Annotated in this window: 9 protein-coding genes and 2 riboswitches; of the genes, 5 read left to right on the top strand and 4 right to left on the bottom strand. The window is 70.0% G+C overall.

Annotated elements, in window-relative coordinates:
* Window positions 1-53 precede the first annotated feature (53 nt).
* Window positions 54-278, bottom strand: a riboswitch (cobalamin riboswitch).
* A 256-nt stretch (window positions 279-534) separates the two neighbouring features.
* From UN84_RS04880 to UN84_RS04860, 5 genes are read left to right on the top strand one after another with little or no spacing between them, the layout of a single operon-like run.
* Window positions 535-1,551 carry an ABC transporter substrate-binding protein gene (locus UN84_RS04880; RefSeq protein ID WP_046079852.1) on the top strand — a complete coding sequence of 339 codons (1,017 nt, stop codon included), beginning with the start codon at window positions 535-537 and terminating at the stop codon, window positions 1,549-1,551.
* Window positions 1,552-1,580: 29 nt separating this feature from the next.
* Window positions 1,581-2,636, top strand: a complete 1,056-nt coding sequence (locus UN84_RS04875) for a FecCD family ABC transporter permease (protein WP_046079853.1) — start codon at window positions 1,581-1,583, stop codon at window positions 2,634-2,636.
* Complete coding sequence (locus UN84_RS04870) at window positions 2,633-3,397, top strand: ABC transporter ATP-binding protein (RefSeq protein WP_046079854.1); 765 nt, start codon at window positions 2,633-2,635, stop codon at window positions 3,395-3,397. The genes UN84_RS04875 and UN84_RS04870 overlap by 4 nt, the downstream gene beginning before the upstream one ends.
* A gap of 46 nt (window positions 3,398-3,443) precedes the next feature.
* Window positions 3,444-3,806, top strand: coding sequence for a hypothetical protein (locus UN84_RS04865; protein WP_046079855.1), 363 nt, complete (start codon window positions 3,444-3,446; stop codon window positions 3,804-3,806).
* Window positions 3,806-3,982, top strand: coding sequence for a DUF1289 domain-containing protein (locus UN84_RS04860; RefSeq protein ID WP_082090930.1), 177 nt, complete (start codon window positions 3,806-3,808; stop codon window positions 3,980-3,982). Before UN84_RS04865 ends, UN84_RS04860 begins: the two co-directional genes overlap by 1 nt.
* A 1-nt stretch (window position 3,983) precedes the next feature.
* On the opposite strand, the gene UN84_RS04855 is transcribed toward UN84_RS04860, so the two are convergent.
* From UN84_RS04855 to UN84_RS04840, 4 genes are read right to left on the bottom strand one after another with little or no spacing between them, the layout of a single operon-like run.
* Window positions 3,984-4,754 carry an ABC transporter ATP-binding protein gene (locus tag UN84_RS04855; RefSeq protein WP_046079856.1) on the bottom strand — a complete coding sequence of 257 codons (771 nt, stop codon included), beginning with the start codon at window positions 4,752-4,754 and terminating at the stop codon, window positions 3,984-3,986.
* 23 nt (window positions 4,755-4,777) lie between these two features.
* On the bottom strand, window positions 4,778-5,776 hold the full coding sequence (locus UN84_RS04850; protein ID WP_173834959.1) for a FecCD family ABC transporter permease: 999 nt from the start codon (window positions 5,774-5,776) through the stop codon (window positions 4,778-4,780).
* Entirely contained in the window at window positions 5,763-6,632 is an 870-nt protein-coding gene (locus UN84_RS04845) for a cobalamin-binding protein (RefSeq protein WP_046080472.1), read from the bottom strand. The genes UN84_RS04850 and UN84_RS04845 overlap by 14 nt, the downstream gene beginning before the upstream one ends.
* Window positions 6,633-6,673: 41 nt before the next feature.
* Window positions 6,674-8,512 carry a TonB-dependent receptor domain-containing protein gene (locus UN84_RS04840; RefSeq protein ID WP_107181206.1) on the bottom strand — a complete coding sequence of 613 codons (1,839 nt, stop codon included), beginning with the start codon at window positions 8,510-8,512 and terminating at the stop codon, window positions 6,674-6,676.
* Between the two features lie 89 nt (window positions 8,513-8,601).
* A riboswitch (cobalamin riboswitch) is annotated at window positions 8,602-8,768 on the bottom strand.
* Window positions 8,769-8,867: the final 99 nt, after the last annotated feature.

Raw genomic sequence — 8,867 nt, 5'->3', positions numbered from 1 at the left:
AATCGACAAACACGGGCATGGTGATCCTCTCGGTGCCCACCGCACCGGCATGGAATGACTCGACGTGACAGGCCGGTCTCCGGGCTCAGAAGGGGCACTCGCCGGGGCATGGCCGTGGGCGTCGTGCCGTGATCCGCACCTTCCCGGCATGTCGCCAGTGGTCGTCGCGGATCGCGCTTCATTACCGTTGCGGGGGCAGCGCTGGGATCGGCCGTGGCCTCACCAGACTTCCCGATTATCCCCTGAACCTCAGGGGCACCTGTCTTCGGAGGAGTATCGTAATGGACCGGCCATGTCCCGCGCAATCGACCACGCACTCGACCTGCGACGGCAAGCAAGCCCCTTGCCGGATAGATTTGTTATGATATAACATAACTTTTTATTTTCGCGGAAAAGCCTCGCGCGCAGGTCGCCGGCCTCTCCTCAAAGTCGGCGTCGACGCAGGCGTCGATGGGAGTGGAAAACGCCTCGAAACTCGTGGCAATCTCCCGTCGCCGGTCGGCCACTTCCCCTCCCCCACCTGGACACCGACGCATGACTCTCGCTCGTAGACTACTGGCAGTGCTCTCACTCATTACGGCGTCATCCGCCGGAGCGGAGGCGACACATTATCCGCTGACGATGATGAATTGCGGCCGCGACATTCACGTCGATGCCGCGCCGGAACGAACCGTCACCGTCGGTCAGTCGGCGACCGAAATTCTCTACGCTCTGGGGCTCGCCGATCGCGTCGTCGGCACATCGGTCTGGTTCACGCCAGTGCTGCCGGAATTCCGCGAAGCCAACACCGATATCGAGCGCATCGCCGACAATGACCCGAGCTTCGAGGCGGTCGTGAACAGGCGGCCGGACATTGTCACGGCCCAGTACGAGTGGCACATCGGCCCCACCGGCAGCGTGGCGACCCGCGACCAGTTCCAGGATCTCGGCATCAACACCTACATCATGCCCGCCGACTGCGATACCAAGAACAATGCCACCGGCGGCGACGGCACCCGTACCGCCGCCTTCTCCACCGATTCGGTGTACAAGGGCATCCACGAGCTGGCCACCATTTTCGACGCCAATGATGCCGGTGACGAGCTGATCGACGAGCTGAAAGACCGCGAGGAAAACGCCATTTCCCGCGCCGAATCGCTGTCGCTTCCGGACGATATTTCGGCGGTATTCTGGTTTTCGTCTCCCGACGGATCATCGGATCCCTACGTCGCGGGAAGGCTCGGCGCTCCCGGCTACATGATGGACAAGCTCGGCATCCAGAACGTCATCCAATCGAACGAGGAATGGCCGACCGTGGGCTGGGAAACGATCGCCCGCTCCGACCCGGACCTCATCGTGATCGCGACCATGGATCGCCGCCGCTATGCGGCGGACAGCGTCGAGACCAAGCGCGACTTCCTGCGCCACGATCCCGTGGCGAGCCAGATGTCGGCGGTGCAAAACGGCCACATCATCGAGATGGATGCCCACGCCATGAGCGCGACGATGCGCACCATCTTCGGCCTCGAGACGCTGGTGGATGCCCTGTCCGGGATGTCCTTCGCACGATGAATGACGCCGTTCGACTATCGCGCCCGCCCATGGCCAGGATAAGCGTCTCGCACTCCGCCTGGCACTGGGGCTGGCTGGCACCGCTGCTGCTGTTCGCCGCGGTGATGGCAGGCACCGCCATCGGCGAAACCGCGATTCCGTTCGACACCATCCTCAAGGTGCTGGCCAACCATCTCGGTGGCACGGCCTTCGCGGTGGATCGCATCGATGCCGGCATCGTCTGGGAATACCGTCTGAGTCGGGCGATCCTCGCCGCCTGCTGCGGTGCCGGCCTGGCGCTCGCCGGCGTGGTGCTGCAGGCGCTGCTGCGCAATCCCCTGGCCGACCCCTTCCTGATGGGCATCTCCGCCGGCGCCTCCACCGGCGCGGTGTCGGTGGCCATCCTCGGCGTCGGCGCCGGCACCCTGACGCTGTCGCTCGGCGCCTTCGCCGGCGCAGGCCTGGCCTTCGGTCTGGTGGTGCTGCTGGCCCATGCCGCCGGCAGCGGCACCGGCGGCGGTCGCGCGACCCAGGCCGCCGGCGCCATCATCCTCGCCGGCATCGCCGGCTCGCAGCTGTTCAACGCCCTCACCGCGCTGATCATCGCCAAGTCGGCGAGCGCCGAGCAGGCCCGCGGCATCATGTTCTGGCTGATGGGCAACCTCTCCGGCGTGCGCTGGAGCGACGTCGCCCTGGGGCTTCCCGCCGCCCTGGCGGGCCTGGCGATCTGCCTGTGGTACCGGCGCGCCCTGGACGCCTTCACCTTCGGCGCCGACAACGCCGCGTCGCTGGGCATCCCCGTGCGCCGGGTGCGCGGCGTGCTGATCGCCGCCATGGCGCTGGTCACCGCCGCCATGGTGTCCATGGTCGGCGCCATCGGCTTCGTCGGACTGGTGATTCCCCATGCCATGCGCTTCCTGGTCGGCAGCCGCCACACCCGGCTGCTGCCCGCCTCGGCGCTGGCCGGGGCCGTCTTCCTGATCGGCGCCGACGTGCTCTCGCGCACCCTGGTGGCCGGCCAGGTGCTGCCGATCGGCGTGGTCACGGCGCTGATAGGCGCCCCGGCCTTCGCCCTGATCCTGATCCGTGGGGCGAGGACGCGATGAGACTCTGCGCCGAACGCGTCGACTGGCGAGTCCACGGCCGCCGGCTGCTGGACGACGTCAGTCTGACGGTGGAACCGGGCGAGACCTTCGGCCTGGTCGGCCCCAACGGCTCGGGCAAGACCACCCTGCTGCGCGTGCTGGCCGGGCTGCGGCGGCCGAAGACCGGCCGCGCACTGGCGGACGGCCGGCCGATGCACGCCATGAAACCTCACGAGATCGCCCGCGCCATCGCCTTCGTCGAGCAGCAGGCGGACACCCTCGACCGCCTCCAGGTGCGCGAGGCCGTGGCACTGGGCCGCACGCCCTTCCTGTCGCCGCTGAGTCCCTGGCGCGAAGAGGACGATGCCATCGTCGACCGGGCACTGGCCGAGGTCGGCCTCGAGGCAATGGCCGAACGCCTGTGGCATACCCTCTCCGGCGGCGAGCGCCAGCGCGTGCACATCGCCCGCGCCCTGGCCCAGCGGCCCCGCGCCCTGCTGCTCGACGAGCCGACCAACCACCTGGACATCCGCCACCAGCTGTCGATCCTGCGCCTGGTACGACGGCTGCCGATCACCGTGGTCGTCGCCCTGCACGACCTCGATCAGGCCATGGACTGCGACCGCATCGGCGTGATGGAAGGCGGCCGCCTCATCGACATCGGCCCGCCCCGGGAGGTTCTGACCCTCGAGCGACTGCGCCACACCTTCGGCGTGCACGCCGACTTCCTCGACGATCCCGAACAGGATCGACCGGTGCTGCGCTTCCGCCGCGCCCTGTAGATCGCTACCCTGCCCCACCACACGACATGACACGAGAGGGCTCGACATGCTCGACAAGAAAGCCAGCCGGCAGATGGAACGCCGCCTGACCCAGGCCCTGACCGACGCCTGCGAGACCGCCAAGCCGCTGCTGCCGGGCTTCAGCTGGCTGACCCATCTGGTGGACTACCGCCGCTTCCCCGACAGCCTGCAGGTGGTCTGGGTGTTCGAGACCCAGGACGACCTGGCACGGGCCCTCAAGGGCGACGGCCGCCGCCGCATGCGCGAGCTCACCGAGGCCGCCCTGTTCGAGGTGGACGTGGATATCCGCGACATCGACGCCCATCTGGACGCCGACAGCGAGGAAGAGTGCCGCCGCGTGCACGGTGGCGACTGGGAGCGGCGGCTGGCCGTGCTGGAGCGGCACTGATGGCCAAGCGCATCGAGAGCCCCTGCGTCTCGATCTGCCAGCTGAAGGGCGGGCTGTGCGTGGGCTGCGGCCGCACCACCGATGAGATCACCCGCTGGCAGTCGATGAAGCGCCCGGAGCGCATGAAGACCAACCAGCTCGCGACGCAGCGGCTGAAGAAGCTGAAAAAGGACTGAGTCAGCGGGTCGGCACGAAAACCGGCGCCCCGTCGACTTCGACACACATCAGTTTCTGGTGATAGAGGCTTTCGAGGGCCTCGACCGTCAGCATGGCCTCCGCCTCCCCCCAGCAGGCCTCGCCGTCGGGATAGAGCAGCAGCAGATGACTGCACCAGCGCGCCGCCAGGTTGAGGTCATGCAGGCACATCATCACGCCGTGGCCGCGATCGGCCTGCTCGGCGAGCAGCGCCATGGCCGCCACCTGGTGATGCAGGTCGAGGTGATTGGTGGGCTCGTCGGCGAGCCAGACGTCCGGCGCCTGGGTCAGCACCGTGGCCAGGCTGACCCGCTGGCGCTCGCCGCCGGAGAGCGTCGCCAGCTCGCGCTCGGCCAGGTGCGAGAGCTCGAGGCGCTCCAGCGCCGCCACCGCGCGGGCGTGATCCTCGGGGCCCTCCTGGCGCCAGGGCGAGAGGAACGGATGGCGGCCGATCAGGGCGGTCTCGCGCACCGTGGCCGGAAAGTCGTCGTGGCGCTCCTGGAACACCACCCCCAGCCGTCGGGCCAGCGCGCGGCGCCGCCAGTGCGACAGCCCGCGCCCGTCGAGGCGAACTTCCCCCGCCCGCGGCGGCCGGAGCCCGGCCAGGGTATGCAGCAGCGTGGTCTTGCCGGCGCCGTTGGGCCCGAGCACGCCCCAGCGCTGGCCAGGCTCGATGGCGAGATCGAGCGCCCGGCCATCCGGCCGCCCCGGCACGTCGATCACCAGGCCTGTCGCTTCCAGCCCCTTCGCCATCCGCCCCTTCGCCGCCGGGCCCGTCATCGCCGGCTCCGCTGCAGCAGGAAGAGGAAGGTCGGCACCCCGATCAGCGCGGTAATCACGCCCACCGGCAGCTGCTGCGGGGCGATCAGGGTACGCGCCAGGGTATCGGCCAGGGTCAGCAGGGTGCCGCCGGCCAGCAGACTCGCCGGCAGGATGCGCCGCTGGTCGTTGCCGAGCCGCAGACGCAGCATGTGCGGCACCATCAGGCCGACGAAGCCGACGCTGCCGGCGGTGGTCACCGCCACCGCGGTGACCAGGCTCGCCAGCAGGTAGAGGGCCCACTCCAGCGGCCGCACCGCCACGCCCAGCGCGGCGGCCTGCAGCCCGCCCCGGGCCAGCACGTTGAGGGTACGCCCCAGCGGCAGCACCACGGCCAGCGCGGCCGCGGCCGTCACCAGCACCGGCCAGGGGCTGCCGGCGTAGGCCAGATCGCCCATCAGCCAGTAGAGCATGCCGGGCAGGCGCTCCACCGGGCTGACCGCCAGCAGGAAGCTGATCAGCGCGCCCCAGCCCGAGGCCATCACCACCCCGGTGAGCAGCAGCCGAGTCGGCGTCCAGCTGCCGCCGCCGTGGGCCAGGCCGAACACGATCAGCGTCGAGGCCAGCGCTCCGGCGAAGGCCGCGCCGCCCACCAGGGCGGCGCCGAGTCCGGCCAGCATGGCGGCGAGCGCCGCCACCGAGGCGCCGCCGGAGAGCCCCAGCACGTAGGGATCGGCCAGCGGGTTGCGCAGCAGGATCTGCATCAGCGCGCCGGCCATGGCCAGCAGCGCGCCGGTGCCGAAGGCCGCAAGCGCCCGGGGCAGGCGCAGCTCCAGCACCAGGGTGCGATGCAGCGCCTCGCCGCCGCCGGTCAGCACCTGGACGAGCTCGCCCGGGCCGATCGCCACGCTGCCGAGGGACAGCGCCAGCCCCTGAGACAGCAGCGCCGCCAGCGCCAGCCCGACCAGCGGGCCGCGGGCGCTACTCAGCCGCTCCGACGCCCTAGCGCCGCTCACGGGCGGCCTCCAGATCCGCGCACAGCGCCCGGGTGCCCTCGACCAGCCGCGGCGTGGCGCGCTGCACCAGGTCGGGGTCGACGAAGAACAGGTTGTCGCGGCGCACCGCGGTCAGCTCGGGAAAGTCGCGCCAGGCCTCGAGCCAGCGGAAGTCGGCCTTGCCCATGCCGCCGGTGATGATCGCCTCGGGATCGCGGGCCAGCACGGCTTCGCGGCCGATGCGCGGCACCAGCGGCGACTCGTCGGCGAACAGGGTCTCACCGCCGCACAGCGACAGCGCCCGGCTGATCCAGTGCTCGCCGTTGACCGTCATCAGCGGCTCGTCCCAGACCTGGTAGAAGACCGACACCGGGGCGGCGCCGGCGTATCGGCTGCGCAGCTCGGCCACCTCGCCGCGCAGCCTGTCGGCCGCGGCCCGGCCTTGCGCCTCGCTGCCGGCCAGCGCGCCCAGGCGCTCGAGGCTCGAGGCGATGGCGGCGAAGTCGCCGGCGTCGGAGAAATAGACCGGCAGACCGAGCGCGGCCAGGCGCTCGACCTGCTCCCGGGGATTGCCGCTCGACCAGGCCACGATCAGGTCGGGGTCGAGGGCCAGCAGCGCTTCGAGGTCGAGGCGGTCGTAGCTGCCGACCCGGGGCAGATCCTCGGCCGCGGCGGGATAGTCGCTGAAGCTCACCGCCCCCACCACCTGCTCGCCGGCGCCGGCAGAGAACAATAGCTCAGTGACGCCGGGCGAGAGCGCCACGATGCGCGTCGCCGGTGCGTCCAGGCACATCTCGCGCTCGGCGTCGTCGGTGACGCAGATCGACTCATCGGCCTGGGCCTGCGCGAAAGACAGCCCCGCCGTCAGCCACAGCATGGCCACGACGGCCCACCGCGCCGGGTGTCGCCGGATCGGCATCAGCCGCCGAAGCTCACGCTGACAAAGGCCGCGCGGCCCGGGCTGTTGTAGCCACCGACCGTCTGGTACTGCTTGTCGAGCAGGTTCTCCAGCGTCAGGCGCGTCGACCAGCCCGGGGCGAAATTCCAGCCGGCGCGCAGGTCGAGGGTGGCGAAGCCGCCGAGGCGCTGTTCGTTGGCCTCATCCGCATAGCGATGGTCCTGGGCGATCACCGAGCCGCCCAGCGTCCAGTCGCCCAGCGCGCGGTCGGCGTCGAAGCGCAGGCTGCGCGAGGCACGATGCTGCAGACGCTTGCCGGTCTCGCGGTTCTCGGGGTCGACGTAGGTCAGGGCGGCGCGCAGCGTCCAGTCCTCAACGTCGGCGCCGGTGGCGACTTCCACGCCGCGAATCCGGGCCCGGTCGACGTTGTCCGTGGTATCGACGAAGCCATCGCCGTCGCTGTCGACATTGGTGATCAGGTCGTCGATGTCGCTCTGGTAGACCGCCAGGTCCCAGAATCCGCGGCCGAGCTGGCCCCGGATGCCCAGCTCATAGGTCTCCGAGGTTTCCGGGTCGAGATCCGGATTGCCTACGAAGAAGCCATCGAACGGATAGTAGAGGTCGTTGAACGTCGGCGCGCGGAAGGCGGTGCCATAGCTGGCCCGCAGGGTATGGATATCGTCGAGGGCGACACCCAGCGCCAGGCTGCCGGTCGTCTCCTCGCCGTAGGCCTCGTTGTCGTCGTGGCGCAGCGAGGCCTGGACGGTCAGCGGCGAGAAATCCATCAGCGCCTGGGTAAAGACGGCCGTGTTGTCGCGACTCTCCACCGAAAAAGCCCCGCTTCCGGTCTCGCTGTCGTTGACCTCTTCCTCACGGTATTCTCCGCCGACGACCAGCTGGTGCGGCCCCAGGTCCAGGGTATTTTCCCAGCGTGCCGTCTGCGCCTGGGTATCGAAGACACTGCCATACAGCGGCGTTGCCTGCTTGTCCCTCGCCTCGCTCAGCGTCAGGCGGCTGGACCAGGTCTCGGTGATCGGCAGCTCACCGTAGACGCCGGCCACCTGCTGCACGTAATCGGTATCGGCGGGAGTGCCGAAGGCATCGAACTCGGTATTGCCGCGCGCCCGCAGCGCCAGCACGCCCAGCTCGGCGCCGCCGGCGAAGGTGTGCGAGAGGCGCATCAGACCGGTGGTGTTGTCGTAGCCCTTGTCGCCCTCGCCGTCGACGATCTCGTAGCCGTCGCTCTCCAGTCGGCTGGCGGCCACATAGTAGCGGGTGCCCCCCTCGCTGCCGGACAGCGAGGCACTGGCACGGCGGGTATCGAAGCTGCCGCCGCCGAGCGTGATGCGCGGGGCCGGCTCGCCCTCGCCCTCGGGGGTGAACAGCTGGACCACGCCGCCCACGGCGTCGGCGCCGTAGAGGCTGCCGCGGGGGCCACGCACGATCTCGACGCGCTCGAACATGCGCGGCTCGAGAAACTGCCAGGCCGGGCCGCCAGCGGTGGCGGAGCGCAGCCGGATACCGTCGATCATCAGCGGCGTGGACTCGCTGCCGGTGCCACGCAGGTAGACGCTGGTGGTCTTGCCGAAGCCGCCGCTGGAGGTCACGTCGACGCCGGGCTGGGCGCGCAGCGCATCGGTAATGTCCGTCGGGTCCTGACGGCGCAGCTGGTCCTCGTCGATCACGGTGACCGAGGCCAGGCTCTCGTCGGCGGTGCGCGGCGCCAGAGCGGCGGTCACCACCAGCGGGTTGAGGGTCTCGGCGGCGGCGTCATCGGCGGCCTCGCCCTGGGCCTGGACGGCCAGCGGCAGCGCGGCCAGGGCAAACGCCAGGCCGCGGGAGGGATAGGGCTTGTTCATGGGAGTCCTTGCTCACCGTGCTCACCCGCACGGCGTATCGGTTTTTATCCAGCCGCGGGCTGTCTCGCCCATTGCGGCGCTGGCTCTCGGGCCGGTCTCCGGGCTGACGAGCGAGGCGCCTGTGCGCCTCCACACCGCCGCCTTCCCGTGCGTGGCACAGTGGCATGTGGCGGTGCGTGACTCGATCACCGTTGCGGGGGCAGCGTCGGACTGGATCACCGACTTCCCGTTTACCCTCGCCCTTCTTGTCGGGGCCTGTTGCGCCTGCCGACAGGACAGACTGGCGGGTCACCCGAGAGTGCGGCGTAAGCTAGCAATCGCCTACCGGGGCGTCAACGCGGCATGGAGACGTTGG

Origin of the sequence: Halomonas sp. HG01, from assembly GCF_000968715.2 — a bacterium.
Classification (GTDB): domain Bacteria; phylum Pseudomonadota; class Gammaproteobacteria; order Pseudomonadales; family Halomonadaceae; genus Halomonas; species Halomonas halophila.
The sequence above is the reverse complement of the archived record's forward strand: the minus strand, read 5'-3'. Positions and strand labels throughout refer to the sequence as shown.

What these genes read in the sequence shown, in the direction of transcription:
- UN84_RS04840 (WP_107181206.1), bottom strand. Translation starts at nt 8,512, where the DNA reads ATGAACAAGCCCTATCCCTCCCGCGGCCTGGCGTTTGCCCTGGCCGCG.
- UN84_RS04875 (WP_046079853.1), top strand. Translation starts at nt 1,581, where the DNA reads ATGGCCAGGATAAGCGTCTCGCACTCCGCCTGGCACTGGGGCTGGCTG.
- UN84_RS04865 (WP_046079855.1), top strand. Translation starts at nt 3,444, where the DNA reads ATGCTCGACAAGAAAGCCAGCCGGCAGATGGAACGCCGCCTGACCCAG.
- UN84_RS04860 (WP_082090930.1), top strand. Translation starts at nt 3,806, where the DNA reads ATGGCCAAGCGCATCGAGAGCCCCTGCGTCTCGATCTGCCAGCTGAAG.
- UN84_RS04855 (WP_046079856.1), bottom strand. Translation starts at nt 4,754, where the DNA reads ATGGCGAAGGGGCTGGAAGCGACAGGCCTGGTGATCGACGTGCCGGGG.
- UN84_RS04845 (WP_046080472.1), bottom strand. Translation starts at nt 6,632, where the DNA reads ATGCTGTGGCTGACGGCGGGGCTGTCTTTCGCGCAGGCCCAGGCCGAT.
- UN84_RS04880 (WP_046079852.1), top strand. Translation starts at nt 535, where the DNA reads ATGACTCTCGCTCGTAGACTACTGGCAGTGCTCTCACTCATTACGGCG.
- UN84_RS04870 (WP_046079854.1), top strand. Translation starts at nt 2,633, where the DNA reads ATGAGACTCTGCGCCGAACGCGTCGACTGGCGAGTCCACGGCCGCCGG.